This window comes from Agrococcus casei LMG 22410, from assembly GCF_900163565.1.
GTDB lineage: Bacteria > Actinomycetota > Actinomycetes > Actinomycetales > Microbacteriaceae > Agrococcus > Agrococcus casei.
Genome location: NZ_FUHU01000003.1, coordinates 79,516 through 98,736, shown reverse-complemented (window position 1 = coordinate 98,736; position 19,221 = coordinate 79,516). Strand labels below are relative to the sequence as shown.

23 protein-coding genes are annotated in these 19,221 nt (G+C 65.0%); 2 read left to right on the top strand and 21 right to left on the bottom strand.

Annotation, left to right across the window (positions count from 1 at the left end):
- The 6 genes from CZ674_RS00550 to CZ674_RS00525 form a co-directional block, all read right to left on the bottom strand.
- The gene (locus CZ674_RS00550; RefSeq protein ID WP_086990057.1) at window positions 1-660 is read right to left on the bottom strand and encodes a hypothetical protein; all 660 of its coding nucleotides are present in this window, start codon (window positions 658-660) and stop codon (window positions 1-3) included.
- Window positions 657-1,283: a hypothetical protein gene (locus tag CZ674_RS00545; protein ID WP_086990054.1), complete on the bottom strand. Its 627-nt coding sequence runs from the start codon at window positions 1,281-1,283 to the stop codon at window positions 657-659. Before CZ674_RS00545 ends, CZ674_RS00550 begins: the two co-directional genes overlap by 4 nt.
- Window positions 1,276-1,869, bottom strand: a complete 594-nt coding sequence (locus CZ674_RS00540) for a hypothetical protein (protein ID WP_086990050.1) — start codon at window positions 1,867-1,869, stop codon at window positions 1,276-1,278. The genes CZ674_RS00545 and CZ674_RS00540 overlap by 8 nt, the downstream gene beginning before the upstream one ends.
- Window positions 1,870-1,924: 55 nt before the next feature.
- Complete coding sequence (locus CZ674_RS00535) at window positions 1,925-2,683, bottom strand: histidine phosphatase family protein (protein ID WP_086990047.1); 759 nt, start codon at window positions 2,681-2,683, stop codon at window positions 1,925-1,927.
- Window positions 2,680-4,614, bottom strand: a complete 1,935-nt coding sequence (locus tag CZ674_RS00530) for a cytochrome c oxidase assembly protein (protein ID WP_086990044.1) — start codon at window positions 4,612-4,614, stop codon at window positions 2,680-2,682. The genes CZ674_RS00535 and CZ674_RS00530 overlap by 4 nt, the downstream gene beginning before the upstream one ends.
- A gap of 71 nt (window positions 4,615-4,685) precedes the next feature.
- Window positions 4,686-4,970, bottom strand: coding sequence for an HU family DNA-binding protein (locus CZ674_RS00525; RefSeq protein WP_086990041.1), 285 nt, complete (start codon window positions 4,968-4,970; stop codon window positions 4,686-4,688).
- Window positions 4,971-5,207: 237 nt separating this feature from the next.
- Between CZ674_RS00525 and CZ674_RS00520 the strand changes: the two genes are divergently transcribed.
- Window positions 5,208-5,774 carry a hypothetical protein gene (locus CZ674_RS00520; RefSeq protein WP_086990039.1) on the top strand — a complete coding sequence of 189 codons (567 nt, stop codon included), beginning with the start codon at window positions 5,208-5,210 and terminating at the stop codon, window positions 5,772-5,774.
- 58 nt (window positions 5,775-5,832) lie between these two features.
- Here the strand turns inward: CZ674_RS00520 and rpsN are convergent, their stop codons facing one another.
- Genes rpsN through rpmB form a run of 3 tightly spaced genes read right to left on the bottom strand, consistent with a single transcriptional unit; the run spans window position 5,833 to window position 6,544 of the window.
- Window positions 5,833-6,138: a 30S ribosomal protein S14 gene (gene rpsN, locus CZ674_RS00515; RefSeq protein WP_086990036.1), complete on the bottom strand. Its 306-nt coding sequence runs from the start codon at window positions 6,136-6,138 to the stop codon at window positions 5,833-5,835.
- Complete coding sequence (rpmG, locus tag CZ674_RS00510; RefSeq protein ID WP_086990033.1) at window positions 6,138-6,308, bottom strand: 50S ribosomal protein L33; 171 nt, start codon at window positions 6,306-6,308, stop codon at window positions 6,138-6,140. The genes rpsN and rpmG overlap by 1 nt, the downstream gene beginning before the upstream one ends.
- Window positions 6,308-6,544 (bottom strand): 50S ribosomal protein L28, encoded by a 237-nt coding sequence (gene rpmB, locus CZ674_RS00505; RefSeq protein ID WP_086990030.1) that lies wholly within the window; start codon window positions 6,542-6,544, stop codon window positions 6,308-6,310. Before rpmB ends, rpmG begins: the two co-directional genes overlap by 1 nt.
- A gap of 182 nt (window positions 6,545-6,726) precedes the next feature.
- On the opposite strand from rpmB, the gene CZ674_RS00500 reads away from it, so the two are divergent.
- Entirely contained in the window at window positions 6,727-8,709 is a 1,983-nt protein-coding gene (locus CZ674_RS00500; RefSeq protein ID WP_086990027.1) for a BCCT family transporter, read from the top strand.
- Window positions 8,710-8,712: 3 nt separating this feature from the next.
- Here the strand turns inward: CZ674_RS00500 and CZ674_RS14070 are convergent, their stop codons facing one another.
- From CZ674_RS14070 to CZ674_RS00440, 12 genes are all read right to left on the bottom strand, one after another.
- Window positions 8,713-9,540 (bottom strand): hypothetical protein, encoded by an 828-nt coding sequence (locus tag CZ674_RS14070; RefSeq protein ID WP_159456845.1) that lies wholly within the window; start codon window positions 9,538-9,540, stop codon window positions 8,713-8,715.
- A 44-nt stretch (window positions 9,541-9,584) separates the two neighbouring features.
- Entirely contained in the window at window positions 9,585-9,983 is a 399-nt protein-coding gene (locus CZ674_RS00490) for a Fur family transcriptional regulator (protein ID WP_086990022.1), read from the bottom strand.
- Window positions 9,980-10,780 (bottom strand): metal ABC transporter permease, encoded by an 801-nt coding sequence (locus CZ674_RS00485; RefSeq protein ID WP_086990020.1) that lies wholly within the window; start codon window positions 10,778-10,780, stop codon window positions 9,980-9,982. The genes CZ674_RS00490 and CZ674_RS00485 overlap by 4 nt, the downstream gene beginning before the upstream one ends.
- Window positions 10,780-11,628 carry a metal ABC transporter permease gene (locus CZ674_RS00480; RefSeq protein ID WP_234988348.1) on the bottom strand — a complete coding sequence of 283 codons (849 nt, stop codon included), beginning with the start codon at window positions 11,626-11,628 and terminating at the stop codon, window positions 10,780-10,782. Before CZ674_RS00480 ends, CZ674_RS00485 begins: the two co-directional genes overlap by 1 nt.
- On the bottom strand, window positions 11,625-12,359 hold the full coding sequence (locus tag CZ674_RS00475) for a metal ABC transporter ATP-binding protein (RefSeq protein WP_159456844.1): 735 nt from the start codon (window positions 12,357-12,359) through the stop codon (window positions 11,625-11,627). The genes CZ674_RS00480 and CZ674_RS00475 overlap by 4 nt, the downstream gene beginning before the upstream one ends.
- Before the next feature lie 70 nt (window positions 12,360-12,429).
- Window positions 12,430-13,449, bottom strand: a complete 1,020-nt coding sequence (locus CZ674_RS00470) for a metal ABC transporter substrate-binding protein (RefSeq protein WP_159456843.1) — start codon at window positions 13,447-13,449, stop codon at window positions 12,430-12,432.
- 37 nt (window positions 13,450-13,486) lie between these two features.
- Entirely contained in the window at window positions 13,487-14,098 is a 612-nt protein-coding gene (locus CZ674_RS00465; protein WP_086990011.1) for an SDR family NAD(P)-dependent oxidoreductase, read from the bottom strand.
- 16 nt (window positions 14,099-14,114) lie between these two features.
- Window positions 14,115-15,455: an MmgE/PrpD family protein gene (locus tag CZ674_RS00460; protein WP_086990007.1), complete on the bottom strand. Its 1,341-nt coding sequence runs from the start codon at window positions 15,453-15,455 to the stop codon at window positions 14,115-14,117.
- Complete coding sequence (locus CZ674_RS00455; RefSeq protein WP_159456842.1) at window positions 15,416-16,678, bottom strand: M20 family metallopeptidase; 1,263 nt, start codon at window positions 16,676-16,678, stop codon at window positions 15,416-15,418. The genes CZ674_RS00460 and CZ674_RS00455 overlap by 40 nt, the downstream gene beginning before the upstream one ends.
- Before the next feature lie 11 nt (window positions 16,679-16,689).
- Window positions 16,690-17,529, bottom strand: a complete 840-nt coding sequence (locus tag CZ674_RS00450; protein ID WP_086990001.1) for a transporter substrate-binding domain-containing protein — start codon at window positions 17,527-17,529, stop codon at window positions 16,690-16,692.
- Window positions 17,530-17,547: 18 nt separating this feature from the next.
- The gene (locus CZ674_RS00445) at window positions 17,548-18,324 is read right to left on the bottom strand and encodes an amino acid ABC transporter ATP-binding protein (RefSeq protein WP_441356718.1); all 777 of its coding nucleotides are present in this window, start codon (window positions 18,322-18,324) and stop codon (window positions 17,548-17,550) included.
- Window positions 18,321-19,220 carry an amino acid ABC transporter permease gene (locus CZ674_RS00440; RefSeq protein ID WP_086989998.1) on the bottom strand — a complete coding sequence of 300 codons (900 nt, stop codon included), beginning with the start codon at window positions 19,218-19,220 and terminating at the stop codon, window positions 18,321-18,323. The genes CZ674_RS00445 and CZ674_RS00440 overlap by 4 nt, the downstream gene beginning before the upstream one ends.
- Window position 19,221: the final 1 nt, after the last annotated feature.

The window sequence follows — 19,221 nt, the reverse complement described above, 5'->3', positions numbered from 1 at the left end:
TCAGTGCCGGTACTCGAGCGCGAATCGGATGGGGCGGTCGGGCTGCCGCGCGTCATAGAGCACGTAGCCGCTCACGGGGCTCTTTCCGCCGATCGGAAAGTCACGCACATATCGCAACCGCCCCTGGGCGTCGCGGTACTCGACCAGGCCCACCCCGAGGGCTGCAGGAGGCCCGTAGACGATGTGCATGGTCGCCGGGCTGACGAGTTGCCCCGGCTGAACCTCACGGGAGTACATCGTGACGAAGCGCGAGGGTCGAAGTCGAATGCCTGCCACGATCGCCGCGACGAGGAAGCCGATGCAGACAGCCGCTGCAGTGACGCCGAGGCCTATGAGTGATTCAGAGAATGCCGCCAATGCCACGAGCCCCGCACCCAGGGTCGCGAATCCGAGCAGCCATACCGGCATGATCTGACGCACAAAGCGAAGCGACGACTGCGTCCTGTACTCGCCGAGAGTGGCCTTCGCCATCTGCACTGACAGCGGGCATCCGCCGATCAGCAGCACCAGTCCGCCGATGCCAAGCGGCCAGAGCTCTGTCGGCATGAACGCCGACATCACGATGAGCGTCACGCCGAGGCCCGCGATCGCGATCAGAGTGGGCACCGCCAACGATCCTGTGACCCGGAGGTGATTCAGCTTGAGCGGTTCGAGACTCATGGCCTCTCCCGCAGCGAGTCATAGAGACGGATGGGCAGGGCAGGGTCGTCTGGTGCGTTCAGCACCCAAGCACCCGGCAGCACGCGTTCTCCTCTCGACAGATGCCGAGCGTAGCGACGCTTGTCGTGCAGATCCTGAAACTCGACTTCACAGATCTCGAGCCCGAGCCGCAAGCCCGGATCAGCCGTGGTCACGTCGGCCTTCACTGCCTCGAGACCTTCTGCAAGCTCACGCACGTTCAGTGTTCTGTGCCCCTCGTTGAATACTCCCGAGAACGTCACTGCGGTGTAACCGAAGCCACCAAAACCGACCGCCGCCGCCATCAACACAATGATCAGCATCGGGTGCAGCTCGTTCCAGCGCACAGCCATGACAAGCCCCGCGGCACCGGCGACACCGAACATCACCGATCCGAGCACATGGATGTGCAGTGTCAGCACCCAGCCGTGAACTCTGTTCGGGCCGAGCGCCATGCTCGTCAGCACGACGGCGAGCGGATAACTGACCGCCATCACTAACGCGCCGATGAGCACATACACGTCAAGCAGCGACAGCAGCAGCGCGGTGCCGAGCCCGACCGAGAACGACGCCATGGTCGCAGCGGCGATTGGCGGCTTACGCATGAGCACGCGCCTGGTCGTAGAAGCGGATGGGCCGATTGGCCGAGTCGCACAGCATGACGCCAGACGATACACCGGGAAACAGCCACGATCCTGAGATCGTCGAAGCCGGTCTCATGCCTCCGTGAGGCCCCTCGTACTCGAAGTCGGCGACGCAGAACGTGCGGTGGCTACCCGCGACGGCGGTGACGGATGCGCGCACAAGACGCTGCCCCGATTCGAGCGTTGCAGGAGGGGTCGTCGGTGCAGAGAAGGGCCCGACCGCCGCGAACACCATGATGCTCGTTGCCAAAGCTACGAGCGCCACGACGCCGATCACGACCAGCACACCGACCGGCCAGTCGAATTCGACAGCGCCCGTGATGCCGAGCAGAGCGCCGCCGAAGACGACACCCATCAGCATCCAGGCGCAGATGGCCTGCACCACGCTGCGAGGCCACGAGCGAACCCGGTGCCTGCCGGCGGCGAGCCAGCCGATGGCCATGGTGACCATGACCTGCGCCCCCAACCCCACGACGCTGAACACGACGAGCACAGCAGCCGCGTCAGGAATGATCGCCGCGCCGATGAGCAGGGTCGTCCAGCCCATGACGGCGAAACCTGACGCCTGGGTGAGAAAAGCGCCGAAGCTTCTCGCTGCTCTCCTACGCGGCAAAATCCTGTGGCTCCACGCCCTGCGCGATGAGCTGCCACGCGCCATCGCGCAGCTCGACCGTCGAAACAGAGCAGTTGGGCAGAATCGAGTCGGCCGATACCTCGGGGATCAGCTGGCGCAGCAGCGTCGAGATGAAGCCTCCGTGCGTCACGACCAGCACATTGACGAGTTCGTCGCCCGGCTCGGCCGCTGCCGCGGACAGCATTGCAGTGAGCGCACGGTCAGCACGCAGCACGATCTGTGCCGCATATTCGCTCTGGCCGGTCTCGTCGAGTTCGGCGACGCCGTCAAACATGCCCGTCCAGCCGAGCTTTTCGCCCAGCTGACGAATCGCATCGGCCTCGCGGTCGAACTCGATGTTGTGCTTCTCGATCAGCTTGCCCCACACGTGCTTCGACAGCTGCGCCTCATGACCGCCGAAGTTCCACTCGCGCAGCTCTTCAAGAAAGACGGGCTGCGGATGCTCGGCACGCGCATCCAGGATTCCCTGCGTGGTCGTGCGGCACCGCTGCAGGTCACTCGAGAACACCAGCTCGATCGGCACGCGCTTCAGCGCCTGCCCCACCATGGCGATCTGCTCATCGCCGAGCGGCGTCATGGGCGAGTCTGACCAGCCCTGCATGCGGTGCTCGGTGTTGTAGACGGTCTGGCCGTGGCGCACGAACCGAAAGCGCACTTCGCGGCCATTCATGACCTCAGCCAGCTGTTCAGGTGTCTGCTGCTCGTCGGGCTTCACCGGGTTCTTCATCGATTCGACATCCTCTCAAGCATCTGATTGTAGGCATTGAGGTCGGCATCGCCGTCTCGTGCCGCCTTGCGGTCGTAGCGCTTCGCTTCGCGATCGTCGGACTTCGCCCACAGCACGACGAGCACGACAGCAAGGATGAGTGTGGGAATCTCGCCGACCGACCAAGCGATGCCGCCGCCCGTGGTCTGGTCTGCGATGGCATCGACACCGTTGCCGAGCGCGCCGAAGTACTCGGGGGCGATCAGCGTCTGGTTGACCATGATCGACAGCCCGAAGAACGCGTGGAACGCCATCGTGATCAGCATCAGCAGAATGCGCAGCGCAAACGGCGTCGGCTTCGGCTGCGGGTCGACGCCGAGCAGCATCGACACCCACAGGTAGCCGGCGGCCGTGAAGTGCAGCACCATCCAGATGTGGCCGAGGTGATTGACCATCGCCCACTCGACCATCGGCGTGTAGTAGAAGATCCACATCGACAGCACGAAGATCGCACTCGCCACGATGGGCGACGACACGACGGCCATGTACTTCGAGTGCACGGTGTCGAGCAGCCATTCGCGAGAACCTCGCGAGCCGTCCTTTCGAACGCGGATGGTGCGCATCGCCAGGGTGATCGGAGCACCGGGCGCCAGCAGCACCGGCACGAGCATGCCGAGCATCATGTGCTGCAGCATGTGCCACGAGAAGAAATAGAACTGGTAGACGTTCAGCGCGCCCGAAGTCAGCCAGAAGAAGACCAGCGTGCCGAGCACCCACAGCACCGTGCGGTGCACGGGCCACTTGTCGCCGCGTCGGTGCAGGCGCCACACGCCCCAGAGGTAGAAGACAAGCATCGCAGCCGACACCATCGCCCACAGCGGGTCGAAGAGCCATTCGGTCGCGAGCCGCACGGGTTCGAAGTCGGGCGGTAGGCCGCGGCCGGTGAGGATGCGCGCAGGGTCGTCGAAGCCGGTTGCAGGAATCTCGGGCACAGGGGTCTCTGTGCGCGCGAGGGCGCCTGATACGCCGAATGTCGCGAGCATGACCATCAGTTCGATGCCGAGGAAGCCGCGCGTACGACCCTCCTTGGCCCTCGGCAGCATGCGGCGGCGCTGCCAGACGCCGAACAGGCCGAGCACCACGAGCAGCGCGGCCTTCGTGATTGCGAGCCAGCCGTAGGAAGTCGTGAACAGGCCGTCGATGCCGGCGCGCACGAGCGCCGACACGATGCCGCTGAACGCGACCGCGAAGAACGAGAACAGCGCGAGCGTCGAATAGCGCTCGATGACCGCGGTGAACCCCGGCTTGTCGGTGAAGCGCAGCATCGTCAGCACCGCGAGGCCGCCGACCCACACGCATGCGAAGAGGATGTGGATGAACATGCCGGTGACCGCGAGCGTGTGCCACTCGGTGCCGCCCGCGTGACCGGCAGCCGACATGGCGCCGAGAGGCACGACGAAGAGCACGATCGCGAAGGCGAGGCCGACGTGGCCGCGAACCGAGATCAGCAGTGTCGTGAGCAGCGCGAGCGAGATGACGAGCAGCAGCATGACCTGCCCGGCCTCGATCTGCGTGAAGAACATCAGGAATGCGTCGGTGAACTGCGTCTCGACCGAGAGGTCCTGGGTGACGAGGGTGCGGAACGACAGCCATGCGCAGAATGCGCTTGCGACCGTGGCCACTCCGGAGCCCGCGGCGGCCATGTCGGCGACGCGGTTCCAGCTGTCAGAGCCGGGCTTCAGCGAGAAGCACGCGAGCACCAGGCCGCCGATCGCGACTGCGAGGCCCGCGTCTTGGAAGAATCGAGAGATCGGATAGCCCCACCGCACGAGTGGACCGGGGTCTCCGGCTGGAATCGGTGCCGCGCCTCCGCCCAGCTCGAGACCGATGAGGAGTGCCGCGAGTCCGGCAGCCAGTGCCGCTGCTGGGATGAGAAGACGAACTCTAGACACCCGACAATCCTACCGCCGCACAGGAGAAGGGGCCCGCCGAAGCGGACCCCTTCAATGCTGTGAAAGCGTGACTACTTGACAGCAGCCTTCAGCTTCGAGCCAGCGGTGAGCTTGACGCGGTGGCCAGCAGGGATCTTGATCTCTGCGCCGGTCTGCGGGTTGCGGCCCGTGCGAGCTGCGGTCTCGGTGCGCTCTGCGCTGAGGAAGCCCGGGATCGTGACCTTGTCGCCCTTTGCGACAGCGCCCGAGATCTCGGTGAACAGACCGTCGATGACCGAAGCAACGGTCGACTGGTTCTGGCCGGTGGCTGCTGCAATGTTTGCAACGAGGGTGGTCTTGTTAATGGTCTCAGCCATGGTGTTCCTCCTGAACGTGACAACTGTGGTCTTGGTTTGACCACGCCCAAGCTAGCCGTTTCGACCCTTGTGACCGTGAACCAGGCCGTGACACGCCGCAAAAACAGCGAAATTCGGCCGTTTTTCGGGCTTTTCGGGTCGCCTGACCCAGGTTGGCGTTCAGGTTGCGTTCGGATCTCACACAGCTTCGTGGGGCACGATCGCATTCGTACGAGACAACCGAACGAAGGATTCACCATGAGCCGTCGCACACAGCGCGCAACTGCGGTTGCCCTCTCAGCACTTCTTATTCCAGTCCTCGCAGGCTGCGTCATGCAGCCGGGCACCGACGAGGAGACCACGCCTCCCGAGACCACCACGGTCGAAGAGACTGAGGCCACAACAGACGAGCCGGTCGAAGAGACTGAGACGACCGACGACACCGCGACTGACGCCACCACGTTCACCGACGCTGACGACTTCCTGTCGCAGTACGAGTCGGCCGTCGAGCCCTGCGTCGACACACAGACGCAGGATGTCGCATCGCTCGTGGGCGAGCAGTCAGAGGCACTCGGCCTCGACGGCGCCACGATGGGATCGTGCCTCGTCGACGAGACCGGCAGCTACGCAAGCGCTGTCGTGCTGCCTGACACGAGCGCTTCGATCAACGACGTAGAGGCCAAGGCCCCCGGCTTCCTCGAGGGCCTGCTCCAGGGCTCACAGGGCGACAGCCTCGTGGTCGGCGGCAACTGGGTCGTCATCCTCAAGGGTGTTCCCGACGCCGATGTCATCGGCGCATTCGGCGGCGAGACGGTCACCCCGTAACAGCCCCAACAGAAAAGCCCCCGCACTGTGCGGGGGCTTTTCTGTGTGATGCGAGTGCTTACCAGCTTGACTTGGTCACGCCGGGCAGCTCGCCACGGTGCGCCATCATGCGGAAGCGAACACGCGAGACGCCGTATGCACCGACGTGGCCGCGGGGGCGTCCGTCGATCGAGTCGCGCTTGCGAACACGAACGGGCGATGCGTTGCGGGGCAGCTTCTGCAGACCCAGACGGGCCTCTTCACGCTGCTCGTCGGTGGAGTTCGGGTCAACGAGCTGCTTCTTCAGCGTTGCGCGCTTCTCAGCGTAGCGGGCGACGATGACCTTGCGCTGCTCGTTCTTGGCGATCATGCTCTTCTTGGCCATTATCGCTCCTCTCGGAATTCAACGTGCTTGCGGACGACCGGGTCGTACTTCTTCAGCACAAGGCGATCGGGGTTGTTGCGACGGTTCTTGCGGGTGACGTAGGTGTAACCGGTGCCCGCGGTCGAACGAAGCTTGATGATAGGACGTACGTCCTGGCCCTTCTTTGCCATTAGAGCTTCACTCCCTTCGACTTGAGCTCGGAGACGACCGACTCGATGCCACGGGCATCGATCACCTTGATGCCCTTTGCCGAGACGTTCAGCTTGATGCTGCGTCCGAGCGAAGGCACAAAGTACGTCTTCTTCTGCACGTTCGGGTTGAAGCGGCGCTTCGTCCGGCGGTGCGAGTGCGAGATGCTGTGACCGAACGACGGAATCGCTCCGGTCACCTGGCACACTGCTGCCATGATTCTCCTCCAGGGTTACCGTGAGCCCGAAGGCTCACCCAAGATCACTTGCCTGCGAATTCGCTCTGCTTTCCGGCAGAGTGAACACGCCGTGACGGATGTCACAACGAGCAACTTTACCGGAAAACCATCCTGAGCGGAACCACTGATCTGCTAGCAGCCGCTTGCTACTCTCATTCACTATGGACGAGCAGAGCAGCAAGCCCAATCAGCCAGTGAAGCGCGCGTTGAAGCAGGCAGGCGAGGTGGTGAATCCCCCACACCCCGGCTTGATCCCCGGCATTGGCGTCGAGCAGACCAGTGTGAAGTTCCCGACCAACTTCGCGGTGCTCATCGCGGCGGTCGTGGTGACCGTTGCCGTCATCGTCTGGGCATTCGTCGCGCCTGAGAACCTGTCCGAGGTGGGAGGCGCCTCCCTGGCGTGGGTCACGACGAACTTCGGCTGGCTCTTCGGTGGCCTCGCCATTGCCATCTTCCTGTTCATGCTGGTGGTCGGGTACTCCCGCACCGGCGGCATCCGCCTCGGCGCCGACAAAGAAGAGCCTGAGTTCTCGACTCGCTCATGGATTTCGATGCTGTTCGCGGCCGGACTCGGCATCGGCCTCCTCTTCTACGGGCCGCTCGAGCCGCTCACATACTTCCTTGAGCCGGCCCCGTCGACAACAGGCATCGCGGGCGGCACACAGGAGGCCGCCCTTCCGGCACTGGCGCAGACGATTCTGCACTGGGGGCCCATCGCTTGGTCGTTCTATGCTCTCGTGGGCGGTGCGATCGCATACAGCGCGTACCGGCGCGGTCGCGCACCGCTGATCTCTGCGCTGTTCGAGCCGGTGTTCCCGGGATCCTCGAACCGCATCATGGGCAAGCTGATCGACTTCTTCGCGATCATCGTCACGCTCTTCGGCACCGCCGTCTCACTCGGCATCGGCGCCATGCAGATCCAGAGCGGGTTCACGTTCGTCACCGGCATCGGCGACCTCGGCAACATGTTCCTGATCGGGGCGATCTCGGTGCTCGCCGCCTGCTTCATCGCCTCCGCCGTCTCCGGCGTGAAGCGCGGCATCCGCGTGCTCTCGAACATCAACATGACGCTGACCGGTGCCCTCGCGGTGTTCATCTTCATCGTCGGTCCCACGGTGTTCATTCTCAACTTCATGCCCGCCTCGCTGGTGCAGTTCGTGCAGCAGCTCGGCCCGATGCTGTCGCTCAACGCCAATGACGGCCAGATTGCAACAGACTTCCTCGGCGCGTGGACGACCTACTACTGGGCCTGGTGGGTGTCGTGGACACCGTTCGTCGGCATGTTCATCGCAAAGATCTCACGCGGGCGCACGCTGCGAGAGTTCGTCACGACGATCGTGCTCGTGCCCTCGGCGATCGTGGTCGGCTGGTTCGTGGTCTACGGGTCGACTGCAATCTGGATGACCCTGCAGGGCGAAGACCTGCAGTCTGGCGGCACGAGCGAAGAGGTGCTGTTCCAGCTGCTGCAGCGACTGCCCCTGGGGCTGATCACCTCGGCGATCGCACTCATCGCCATTCTCGTGTTCTTCGTGACCGCCGCCGACTCGGCTTCTATCGTCATGGCATCCATGTCGCAGAGCGGCAGGCCAGAGCCGTCGAAGTGGGTGACGATCTTGTGGGGTCTGCTGCTCGCGATAATCGCCATCGCACTGCTCGTCGCCGGCGGTCAGGCGACGCTGAGCGGGCTGCAACAGCTCATGGTGGTCTCTGCCCTGCCATTCGCCTTCGTGGTGATCGGCGTCATGATCTCGTGGGCGAAGGATCTCGCCACCGATCCCTTCATCATCCGAGCCCGCTACGCGAAAGCCGCAATCGCGCAGGGCGTTCGCAAGGGCATCGACGAGCACGGCGACGACTTCGTGTTCGGTGCCAGTCTGGTGCCCGAGGACGAGGGCGCCGGCGCTGGGTTCGACAGCGACGACCCCGCTCTCACCGACTGGTACACCGACGCGAGAACCGGACCCGGCGACAGGGTCACCTCGGAGGACGTGCGCCGCACGCTCGAGCCCGGGCGCATCCAGCCTCCCGGCAAGAACCTCTTCGACCGCGCGGCCTCCGGCGAAGCGTCGATGACCGTCGGCGAACGGGTCGAGGGGCCGCTCGACAAGGGAGACACCGAAGCGCCCGACCCAGCCGAGAAGTAGCGCCTACTGCTGCGGCGGGAACTGCTGCGGCGGATACTGCTGCGGTGGGTACTGCTGCTGCGGAGGCATCTGAGGCGGGTGCTGCTGCATCTGGGGGTTCGGCACCTGCTTGGGGTACTGCTGCTGGGGGTGCTGCGGGTTCGGGTACTGCTGCATCGGCGGCACCTGCGGGTTCTGCACCGCGGGCTGCGGCTGCGACTTGGCATCGGTGCTGCGCTGGTTCCAGTAGAGCAGCATCAGCACACACGAGGCGAGGGCCGCCAGGATCGTGACGGCCACGAGCGAGCGCCAGTACCAGTCGCTGAGGGTGACGCTCAGTCGACCGAGCGGAAAGTGCAGGGTGAGCAGCACGCCCGCAAGACCGACGAGCGACGCCGTGACGACGCCGAACACGGGCCCGACCGACGTGCGGATCTTCTCGCCCATCGCCATCACGGCCCACGCGAGTGCCCAGGCGGCTCGCGTGATCACCACGATCACGGGCACCATGTAGATCAGCTCGAAGGTCGCCAATGAGACGCCGAAATCCTCGTTGCGCCGATCCTCCATCCAGATCGTGAGCATCAGCACGATGATCATGTAGCTGCCCGCGATGATGCCGATGATCAGCGGCTTCGAGCTCGTCCTGCTGAGCGACAGGTCAAGCGCCAGCAGCCCCGTGAATACGGCGAAGGCGAGCACCGTCCAGAACACGCGGGCGCCCTGCTCGGCGATGTCGCCCGTGAACACGAGCACGATGGCGAGGATCGCCACCACCGTGAGCATGACGACACCGGTGAAGAGGGCTGGGTGCAGCCCCATGATCTGACGTTTCGGCTTCTGTAAGTCCATGCCAGCAAAGATAGTCGCATTGCCTGGTGAAGCGCCTGTCGAGATCAGTGCCTGTGGAGAGAGCAGTCTGTGCAGAGTCCGAACACGTCGACCACGTGGGAGGGTTCGGTGAACCCGTGCTCAGTCGCGACGTCCTTCGCCCACGACTCGACGACGCTTGCCTCGATCTCGACGGTGAGTCCGCAGCGACGGCAGATGAGGTGATGGTGGTGCATCGGCGAGCACGCGCGATACAGCTGCTCGCCTTCAGACTGCAGCGAGTCGGCGTCACCGTGCTCGGCGAGGGCCGCGAGCGCGCGGTAGACGGTGGTCAGGCCGATGGGCGAGCCGTCGTCGCGCATGCGGGCGTGCAGGGTCTGCGCCGAGACGAATTCCTCTGTCGCCTCGAGCGCCTCCTGCACGGCAGCGCGCTGCCAGGTCTTGCGTCTCTGTGGTTCGGTCACGATGTCTTCACCATACTTCGAAAGCGGCGCCACGGCAGAAGCGCCAGCAGGTAGATCAGTGCGGCCGTCAGGGTGATCGCGCCTCCGGCTGACACTTCGAGCGCACGCGACGCCAGAAGCCCGATGACACCGGCTGCGATGCCGATGATCGGCGCAACGAAGAACATGCCCGTCGTGCTTCGCGTGAGCTGCTTCGCGGCAGCCGCCGGCGCCACGATCAGCGCCACCGCGAGAATCGAGCCGACCACGGGCATCAGCGTGACGACGGTCGACGAGATCATGAGCAGCACGACCATTTCGATGACGATGGGCTTCTGCCCGGCAGCCCTGTAGCCGGCCGCGTCGAAGCTCTCGAACACCACGCGCCGCCCGAACAGCAGCAGCGCAAGAGCGCTTGCCGCGAGCACGGTCGCCGTGAGCACCAGCTGCCCGTTGCTCGTGGCGAGGATCGATCCGGTCAGGAACGACTCGACATTGACCGACGTCGTCGAGACCGACTGCAGAAGCATGCCGAGGGCGAACCCTGTCGTGAGCATGATGCCGGAGGCGACAGACGCGCCTTGTGCGCGCATCCGCCCGATTCCGCTCGCGATGCCGACCAGACCCAGGGATGCCGCGGCAGCGCCCAGCACCGGCGGGATCCCCAGCAGCACGGCGGCGACCGCACCCGGGAAGGTCGCGTGAGTCAGCGACATCGTGAAGAAGGCGCGGTCGCGCACGACGACGATGACGCCGACCAGGCCGGCGAGGCCGCCTGCGAGCACGGCTTCGATGAGGGCGCGGGTGAAGTAGTCCATCAGCGCACCCTCCTGATCTTCGAGAGCAGCAGGCTCGCCACGACCGCGAGCGCGTAGAGCGCCACGAGCGTGAGGGCCACGGTGGCACCGGGTGCCGCCTGCACGTCGAGCTCAATCGAGAGGTGCCACGAGAGGCTGAGGCCGAGCCAGCTGCCGAGCGCCGCGATCACAGTTGCCACGACGACCGCGGGCGCGATCGTGCGCGTCAGGAGTCGAGCGGATGCGGCGGGCACGATCAGCACGGCGAGCACCAGCAGCGTGCCGACCGCGGCGGCGGCTGCGACGACAAACATGGCCACAGCGCCGTTGGCCGCGATGTCGAGCCACGTCGTGCGGATGCCGGCTGCTGCCGAACCGCTGCGGTCGAACGCGCGGAACACCTGCTTGCGCCATGTGAGTGCCACCAGCAGCACGGCCGCCGCGACGAGCACTGCCGTGATGACGGCCTGGGCATCCGTGACGGAGAGCAGGCGGCCGAAGAGCATCTCGGTGAGCTGACCCGAGTATCCGTCCATCGTCGAGACGACCACGATGCCGAGCGAGAAGAAGGAGGTGAGCACGATCGCGATGACGTTCTGATCGCCGGATCTGCGGCTCAGCAGCGACAGCAGCACTGCGCTGATGAGCGCTGCGACGAGAGCACCTGGCAGCAGCCCGGGGCTGCCTGCAGCGATGAAGCCGATGACGAGCCCCGGAAAGACCGCGTGCGTCAGGCCGTCAGACATGAACTCGAGCCTGCGCAGGTTGACGATGACGCCGACGGTTCCGGCCGCCACCGCCAGCACGAGCAGTGTCACGAGCGCTCGCGCCATGAACGGCAGCGCGAACGGGTTCACGAGGTCGATCACGGCGCCTCGGGATCCTCTGGGCGACCGTGGACATCGCCGTGGTGCATCTCATTGTGATGCTCGGCAGTCGCGAGCGTGTGCCCGTCGATCTCGACCGCGTGGTGGTCGAACACCCGCTGCACCTGCTCGAGGGTGAGCGCGCACTCGGTCTCGTCGAAGTCGATCTGCTTCTGGTTGAGCAGCAGGGTGCGCTCGGTCACCTGGCGCGCGAGGTCGATGTCGTGGGTCGTGATCAGAAAGCCGACGCCGCGCGCTTTGAGCCTGCGCACGATGGCGATGAGCTGCTCGCGGCTGGGGGCGTCGAGGCCGTTGAAGGGCTCGTCGAGCAGCATCAGCTTCGGGTCGCTCGCGAGCGCGCGAGCCAGGAGCCCGCGCTGGCGCTGGCCGCCCGAGAGCTCGCCGAATCGGCGCTTGCGCAGGTTCCAGAGGCCCACCTCTTCGAGCGCCCGCTGCACGCCAGAGCGGTCGTCGCGCGAGGGCCACAGGATGCCGCGGTGCGGAATGCGTCCCATCGTGACGACCTGCTGCAGGGTCACCGGAAAGTCTTCGGTCACGCTCTGGCGCTGCGGAAGCAGGCCGATCTGCCCGGCGCCCGTGGGCACCTCGAACCGCTTGGCGGTGTGCTTGAGCTGCCCGAGCAGGGCTTGGAGCAGCGTCGACTTGCCTGCGCCGTTGGGCCCGATCAGCGCGACTGCCTCGCCCGCTTGCACCTCGAAGGTGACGCCGGTCACGGTCGGGCTGTCGTGCCCGTACGCGATGCTGGCGTCTTCGATGCTGACGAGAGTGTGCAGAATGAGGCTCCTACTTCAGTTCTTCGGGCACGTCGGGAGCAGAGCCGCCCCAGGCCTCGACCATGAGCGAGGTGTTGTGCACCTGGCTGCCGATGTACGTCTCGCCGTCTGTGCCTGCCGCGCCCAGCGCATCCGTGTACAGCGCCTGCTCGCCCGAGTACACCTCGATGCCGGCCTCGTTGGCGATGGTCTCGGCGAGCTGGGCGTCGAGCTGCGTCTCTGAGAAGACGGCCTTGGCGCCGGTCTCCTTGATGCTTGCGACCAGTGCGTCGATGGCGGCGGCGCTGACCTCGGCGTTGTCGTCGAAGGCCGGAAGCACGCTGCCGACGATCGTGATGTCATTGGCGGCCGCGAGGTAGCCGAAGGTGTTGTGGTTGGTGATGAGCAGGCGATCTTCGACCGGCACCGTCTCGAATGCCTCGTGCATCCAGGCGTCGAGTGCCGCGAGCTTGTCGGCGTAGGCGGCTGCGTTCTGTTCGATGACGTCAGCCGACTCGGGCGCGGCCTCAGCCAGCCCTGCCGCGATCGTGGCGGTCATCGCCTCGACGTTGTGGGGGTCGGTCCAGATGTGCGGGTCGGTGTGTGCCTGCGGGTCGGCTTCGTCGTCGCTGTGCTCGTGGTCACCGTGGTCTTCGTCGCCGTGATCGTGATCGCTGTGGTCGCCTTCGAGCGGCTGCACGTTCTCGGATGCGTCGATCACCTGGCCGTCGAAGCCGCTCGATTCGAGCACCGGCTGCAGCCAGCTCTCAAGCCCCGCGCCGTTCATGACGAGCACGTCGGCGGTCGCGAGCGCCTGCAGCGACTCGGGCGTCGGGTCATAGGAGTGCGCCGACTCGCCTGGGTCGAGCAGCTGGTGGATCTCGGCAGTGTCGCCGATGACGCTGCTCGTGATGTCTCCCACCTGCGTGGTCGTCGTGACGACCGAAAGCCCGTCGGACTCGACTGCTTCAGCCGAGCATCCGGCCAGTGCCAGCCCGCCGATGGCGATTGCGGCGATCGGAGCCAGAGTTGCGGTGCGCTTGAACTTCACAAGCACACGTTACTCTAAACGATAACCGTTTTCAAAGTCAGGCGAACAGGCCCGCGAGCTCGGCCGCGACATCGGTGACGTCGGAGTAGCCGGGGAACTTCCGCTCGGGGCTGTCGATGCGCTCCTGCTCGGTGACGAGCGCCTTCACGCGGGTGATGTGCACTTCGGCCGGCGTCTCGCGCAGTTCGTGGCCGACGGCCTGCAGCCACGTCTCGGCAGCCGCCTTCAGGGCGACATAGCTCGCGTTGCCCGCTGTCGGCTTCTCGAGGCCCGTCGTCGACACGATCGCGATGCGGCCGGCGGCGGATGCGCCGATCGCCGCTGCGAACGCACGCGTGGTGTTGCGCAGGGCCGTCAGCACGTTTGTCTCGAGCCAGTCGAAGTCTTCGTCGCTCTGGCCCGCGAGGCCTCCCCCGCCGCGCCATCCGCCGACCAGGTGCACGAGCCCGTCGACTGCGCCGAGCTGCTCGGCAAGCTGCTGCACTGCGGCGAAGTCTGCTAGGTCTGCGGCCACGCGCTCGGCGGCCTGCACCTGCTCGAGGCGCTCAGCGCTGCGGCCGACGGCGACGACTTCGTGGCCCGCCTCGGTGAGGGCTGCTGCCGTTGCGATGCCAAGTGCGCTGGTTGCTCCTGCGATGACGACTCTCATGCGTGCCAGCCTAGCTTCAGATTCGAGCGAAGAACGGTGCCGCGAGCGCGGTGCCGGGTGCATTGGCGAGCTGCAGCAGCGGCTCGAAGCGCTCTTCCATGGCGACGCTTCGCAGCATGCCCTCGGCTTTGTCGAGCACCTGCTCGATGCTGGTGATGTTACAACGCGGGTCGGCAACAGAGTCGGTCGTGAACGCTTCAACCCTCGACCCGCTGTGCACCGACACTGTGCCCTCGCCGTGGGCGCTCAGAATCGACTCGTCGACGACCACCTCTGTCTTCTCGAGCAGCGCTGCCAGTGTGGTCTCTGCGCTGGGCTGCGCAAAGAGTCCGTCGAAGGTCATAGAGCCTTGTGTCAGTGTCAGAGCGATGCCGTAGGGAATGCTCAGCTGCCGCTGCCTGAACGTTTCGAGGCGCGACATTCGTGTCTCACCGCACATGTCAGCCACGAGTGGGCTGAGTGTGATGACGATTCGCGAGATCGAGTCGAGGTCGAGCTGCTCGGCCACCAGCCGCCGCTCTGCCAGCTGAATCAGGCGGTGTGAGCTCGCGCAGCTCGGAAACGCCTTGATCGAGGCGTCATAGGCGACCCACCTGTTGCCGAGGTCTGCTGTCAGCGCCTCCGCGTCTGGTTCGCCGGCTGCATAGACCTGCCCGAGCCCGCCCCAGACGTCTTCGAAGATGTCACGCGTGCCCTGCACCCCGTGCTTCGCAAGCCAGGCGCTTTCGGCACCGCTGGCCGCAGCGAGGCCTCCGTGCAGCGACTTGTTGTCACCTCCGCCGGTCTTGAACGACCAGGTGCCGGCCATCATCGACGATGCGATTCCCATTGCGTCAGCGATTCCGGCCGCGTCGAGTCCGAGCAGCTTCGCGCCCGCGGCCGCCGATCCGATCGGCCCGCACACGGGAGTCGAGTGCCACCCGCGCGCATTGAGCTTCGGGTAGCCGCCGAGGTAGAACTGCACACGACGAGCGACCTCGTACCCGAGCGCGACTGCTGTCACCGCCTCGTCGAGCGTTGTCTCTGACTGCGCATCGAGCAGGCCGACGACAGCAGGCACCACGGCAACCCCCGAGTGGTCGCAGCCGCCGGTGTCGTCAAGCTCGAGCACATGCGCAGCGACCCCGTGAGCCATGACCCTGCCGCGCAGACTGCCCTGCCCTGCCTCGCGCATCCGCAATGCTTCAGGGGATGTCGATCCGGCGACGCCCGCAGCGATCGTGTCGACCAGGTGCACCCTGATCTTCTGACGCAGATCGTCGGGAATGTCACCTGCGTGGGTCGCATGGACGAAGGCAGCCAGCCTCTCGACGCGGTTCACTGCGAACGCCCGAGAGCCGCCCAGTCCAGCGTGCATGCCACTTCGTGCATATACGTCGCAGTCTCGAGCACCTCATCGAAGAACACGGCATCGTCGCCGATGCCGGGAGTCGGCGCAGGCCCGATCGGACCGACCAGCACGCTGGGGATTCCGGCGTTTCCCATGTGCGACGTGTCTGCGCCGCAGTAGGAATGCGGATACACGGTTCCGGATTGCGCGAAGGGCTCGCCGAGCGATTCCCGGCGGCGATCGTTGAGGTACTGCTCAAGCTCAGCCGGCAGATTCGCGTTGTATGCCGGAAAGTTGATCTCATTGAGTCGGTACATGTCGGTGCTGCCGCTCTGGAGCGCGACAGAGATGCCAGCGTCGGCCGCGTCTGCAGCGGCCTCAGCGACGATCTCGTCGAAGAAGCGCATCACGTCTTCTGACGAGATGTCGACCGTGTGGCGCACGTCGATGAGCAGCGCAGCCCTGTCGGGCGAGTAGTTGGCGGCATTGAAGGAGTACTCATCGCCTCTTCCAGCGATGAAGCCGCCGATGTTGAACAGCAGCTTTGCCGTCTCGCCGGATCCGAACCTGTCAGCGACCCGCTCGAGCAGCGCAGCCCTCAGGTCGATGGCGACCGGAAGCGGGTTCTTCGCAAGGTGCAGCTTCGAGATGTGGTCGGAGAGCCCCTGCACGACGATGGCGAATTCGATGACGCCCCACGTGTCGGTGACCAGGTTGTCGACGCCGAACGGCTCGGGCACGATCGCGAGGTCTGCGCTCAGCCCGCGCTCGAGGGCGTGCGTCGTGCCGAGACCGCCCTGCAGCTCGCCCGCGACCAGCGCGATCGTGAGATTCGCACGATCGCGCTGGTTCACGAGCGCCTCTGCTGCGAGCAGGATAGACACGAGGCCGCCCTGCATGTTTCGGGCGCCTGCACCGATCAGCAGGTTGCCCTCGAGCCGCGCTTCGAACGGGTCTGTCGTCCAGTTCGAGCGCAGCGGATCGATGTCGAGGTGGCCGTTCAGCATCAGGGTGGGTCGCGAGTCGCTCACATGCGAGGTCGCGATCACCTGAGCCTGGCCAGGCCGCAGCGTCTGCAGTTCAGTCTCGAAGCCCATCTCCGTGAGCCGTGCGTTCGCCCATGCGGCAAGCTCTGCCTCTTCGCCCTTGAAGCTGGGAATCGAGAGCAGCTCGCGCGCGATGGCGAACGCCCGGTCAGGGTCCGGAGCGAATTCGCGGAAGGCTCCGCTCGACTGGTCTGCATTCGTCACGGCCATCGCCCCTATAGGCCTTCGAGGTTGATCGTCACCTGGTCGACGGTCTGTGCGTCGAGGCCCCACTCAGCGGCGATCTCGGCGTACGTGCCATCGGCGATCAGCTCTTCGAGCGCGGTCTGGAACTGCTCGACCATCGGGTCGCCCTTGGGGAATCCGATGCCGTAGAACGCACTGGTGATGGGGTCGCCGACCGGCATGATCTTCTCGTCCTGCGACGCGATGTATGCGATCGCCTCGCTGGTCTGCATCACTGCCTGCGCGCGTCCTTGGCGCAGCTGCAGCAGTGCATCCGGCGAACCGTCGGTGTCGAGCACCGTGATGTCGTCGCCGTCGCAGTTCTCTGCGCTCCAGTCGTTGATCGAACCGGCGTATGTTGAGTTGCGGCTCGCGGCGACTGTGAGGCCGCAGAGGTCTTCGATCCCGCTGATGCCGTGCTCGTCAGCGGTGTCCTTCATGGTGAAGAACTGGAATCCGCTCTCGAGGTAGTCGACCCAGGTCAGGGTCTCCTGTCGCTCGGGGGTGTCGAGCATCGCGCCGAGCACAGCGTTGCTGCGGCCGGAGTTCACGTCCGCCAGGAACTGGCTGAACTCGCTCTCGGCCCACTCGACCTCGACGCCTGCTCGCTCTGCGAGGGCGTTGCCCAGGTCGATGTCGAAGCCGATGAGGTCGCCGCCTTCGACATAGCCCATGGGCGGAAACTGCGTTCCGGTCGAGAAGATGACCGTCTGCGTCGCGTCGTCGCCCGTGGCGTCACCGCTCTGCTCGGCATCTCCGCCGCTGGCACAGCTGGTCAGCAGCAGGGCTCCGATGGCTCCGAAAGCCAAAAGCGTCTTGTTCTTCTTCATTGCACTCTCCTTCGAGTCTTACAGGACGGCATCGAGAAAGTCTCGAGCCCTTGGGTTGGTTGAGTTGAGCACTTCGGTCACGGTGTCGTCGAGCACGACCTTGCCTTCGTCCATGAACACGATGCGGTCGGCGACTTCGCGCGCGAATCCGATCTCGTGCGTGACGACGACCATCGTCATGCCGCTCTGAGCGAGCGACTTCATCACGTGCAGCACTTCTCCGACGAGCTCAGGGTCGAGGGCAGAGGTGGGTTCGTCGAACAGCATCACCGTCGGCTCCATGCTGAGTGCACGGGCGATGGCGACTCGCTGCTGCTGCCCGCCGGACAGAGCGTTGGGGTAGTTCTTCGCCTTGTCTGACAGGCCGACTCGCTTCAGCAGCTCGAGCGCCTTGCGCTTCGCCTCTGCCTGCGAGACACCGAGCACCTGGACAGGTCCTTCGGTCACGTTCTCGAGCGCGGTCCGGTGGCCGAATAGGTTGAATCGCTGGAACACCATGGCCAGCTTCGTGCGCTGCTTCGCGAGCGCCGCACTGGAGAGCTCGCGCAGAACGCCGTTCTCCTCCTTGTAGCCGATGAGATCGTTGTCGATCCAGACGGCCCCTTCGTTGGGGCGCTCGAGGTGGTTGAGGCAGCGCAGCAGCGTGCTCTTGCCGGATCCGGATGGGCCCAGGATGCAGACGACCTCACCCTGCTTCACCTGCAGGCTCACGTCGTCGAGTGCCCGGAAGTCGCCGAAGTCCTTGGTGATGTTGCGCGCATCCACAATGTAGTCATTGGACTCTCGCATGGTCATGCTCCCGTCTTGTGTCGGTTCTTGGGCTTCTTCTTGGTCACGGTGCGAACCGTTCCCTTCGAGAAGTAGGTCTCAATACGGCCCTGCACCGACGTCAGCACAGTGATCACGATGAGGTACCAGAAGGCGGCGACGATCAGCAGCTCCATGACCTGACCGTTGACGAAGTAGATCGTCTGCACGTTGTAGAGCATCTCCGAGAACTGGATCGCCGAAGCCAGCGACGTCAGCTTCACCATGCTGATGAAGTAGTTGCCGACGGGCGGGATGATCACTCGCATCGCCTGAGGAAGCACGACTCGGGCGAGCACCTGCGAGTACTTCATGCCGATCGATTCAGCAGCTTCGACCTGCCCCTGGTCGACCGAGATGATGCCTGCACGCACGACCTCTGCGACGTACGCCGCCTGGCACAGGCCGAGGCCGAGTGCCGTGGCCAGCAGAGGCGTCATGATGTCGATCGTGTTGACCGAGAGCACGCCTGGGATGCCGAGTGTCGGGAAGATCAGTGCGAGGTTGTACCAGAGGTAGAGCTGGAGCAGCTGCGGGATGCCTCGGAAGAACCAGATGTAGAACTTGCTGACCCGCTGCAGAACGGCGTTGGGTGTGATGCGCATGATCGCCATGCCGGTTCCGACGACAATCGCGATGCCCATCGCCAGGAATGTCATCCAGACCGTGTTGAGCAGACCCTCGAACACGGCTGGGCTGAACAGGTACTGGCCGACCGTCGACCAGTTGATGTTTCCCTGGATGAAGCCGACCACGACGAAGACGAGGAAGGCGATGGCCACGACCGCAGTCGCCCACTGGACGATGACCGGACGCTTCTTGCGTTCGAATGCGGCGACCTGACTGCGTGTGTCGACCGCTGCTGTGAGTCCCTCGGCAGTCATG

Excerpts from the sequence above, each read along its gene's own strand:
- CZ674_RS00450 (WP_086990001.1), bottom strand. The coding sequence starts at position 17,529 with ATGAAGAAGAACAAGACGCTTTTGGCTTTCGGAGCCATCGGAGCCCTG.
- CZ674_RS00525 (WP_086990041.1), bottom strand. The coding sequence starts at position 4,970 with ATGGCTGAGACCATTAACAAGACCACCCTCGTTGCAAACATTGCAGCA.
- CZ674_RS00520 (WP_086990039.1), top strand. The coding sequence starts at position 5,208 with ATGAGCCGTCGCACACAGCGCGCAACTGCGGTTGCCCTCTCAGCACTT.
- CZ674_RS00550 (WP_086990057.1), bottom strand. The coding sequence starts at position 660 with ATGAGTCTCGAACCGCTCAAGCTGAATCACCTCCGGGTCACAGGATCG.
- rpmG (WP_086990033.1), bottom strand. The coding sequence starts at position 6,308 with ATGGCAAAGAAGGGCCAGGACGTACGTCCTATCATCAAGCTTCGTTCG.
- CZ674_RS00440 (WP_086989998.1), bottom strand. The coding sequence starts at position 19,220 with ATGACTGCCGAGGGACTCACAGCAGCGGTCGACACACGCAGTCAGGTC.
- CZ674_RS00445 (WP_441356718.1), bottom strand. The coding sequence starts at position 18,324 with ATGACCATGCGAGAGTCCAATGACTACATTGTGGATGCGCGCAACATC.
- CZ674_RS00485 (WP_086990020.1), bottom strand. The coding sequence starts at position 10,780 with ATGGACTACTTCACCCGCGCCCTCATCGAAGCCGTGCTCGCAGGCGGC.
- CZ674_RS00535 (WP_086990047.1), bottom strand. The coding sequence starts at position 2,683 with ATGAAGAACCCGGTGAAGCCCGACGAGCAGCAGACACCTGAACAGCTG.
- rpmB (WP_086990030.1), bottom strand. The coding sequence starts at position 6,544 with ATGGCAGCAGTGTGCCAGGTGACCGGAGCGATTCCGTCGTTCGGTCAC.
- CZ674_RS00460 (WP_086990007.1), bottom strand. The coding sequence starts at position 15,455 with ATGCACGCTGGACTGGGCGGCTCTCGGGCGTTCGCAGTGAACCGCGTC.
- rpsN (WP_086990036.1), bottom strand. The coding sequence starts at position 6,138 with ATGGCCAAGAAGAGCATGATCGCCAAGAACGAGCAGCGCAAGGTCATC.
- CZ674_RS00545 (WP_086990054.1), bottom strand. The coding sequence starts at position 1,283 with ATGCGTAAGCCGCCAATCGCCGCTGCGACCATGGCGTCGTTCTCGGTC.
- CZ674_RS00465 (WP_086990011.1), bottom strand. The coding sequence starts at position 14,098 with ATGAGAGTCGTCATCGCAGGAGCAACCAGCGCACTTGGCATCGCAACG.
- CZ674_RS00500 (WP_086990027.1), top strand. The coding sequence starts at position 6,727 with ATGGACGAGCAGAGCAGCAAGCCCAATCAGCCAGTGAAGCGCGCGTTG.
- CZ674_RS14070 (WP_159456845.1), bottom strand. The coding sequence starts at position 9,540 with ATGGACTTACAGAAGCCGAAACGTCAGATCATGGGGCTGCACCCAGCC.
- CZ674_RS00540 (WP_086990050.1), bottom strand. The coding sequence starts at position 1,869 with ATGGGCTGGACGACCCTGCTCATCGGCGCGGCGATCATTCCTGACGCG.